This window comes from Oleiphilus sp. HI0123, assembly GCF_001635315.1.
In genome coordinates this window covers 1-627 of record NZ_LWGE01000793.1, presented here as the reverse complement: position 1 = coordinate 627, position 627 = coordinate 1, and the positions used below count along the sequence as shown (strand labels likewise).

Here is a 627-nt window from a genome sequence, read left to right as displayed (position 1 = left end):
ATCAACGCCAATTTTTCCATCCAAGCAGTGGATGTTACCTTCGTCTGTAATGACTAGAGGGTTGATTTCTAATAGTGCGAAATCATGATCATTGAACATGTTCGACAAACCCATAAACACTTTTACGAACTGCTTGATCTGATCGCCTTCAAGACCTAACTTGAATGCAAGCTCACGACCTTGATACTGCTGTGGGCCAACCAGTGGATCAATTTCAGCTTTGTGAATCAATTCAGGCGTTTCTTCAGCAACAGTTTCAATTTCAACACCACCTTCAGTAGAAGCCATAAACACTACGCGCTGAGACGCTCTATCTACGACGGCACCCAAGTACAATTCGTTAGCAATATCAGTGCAACTTTCAACAAGAATTTTTGCAACTGGCTGACCACTCTCGTCTGTTTGATACGTGACAAGATTCTTACCCAACCAGCTCTCAGCAAAGGCCTTGATCTCTTCTTTGGACTTAACCAGCTTAACGCCACCTGCTTTACCACGGCCACCTGCGTGAACCTGGCACTTCACTACCCACATATCGCCGCCAATTTTATCGGCTGCAGCAGCCGCTTCGTCAGCTGTGTCACATGCATAACCTGTAGAAACAGGCAGTCCGTATTCAGCAAAGAG

General features: G+C 45.6%; 1 protein-coding gene. It reads right to left on the bottom strand.

Annotation, left to right across the window (positions count from 1 at the left end):
• Nucleotides 1–627, bottom strand: a 627-nt coding sequence (locus tag A3761_RS06950) for an ATP-grasp domain-containing protein (protein WP_197472925.1), incomplete at both ends; no start/stop codon positions are given.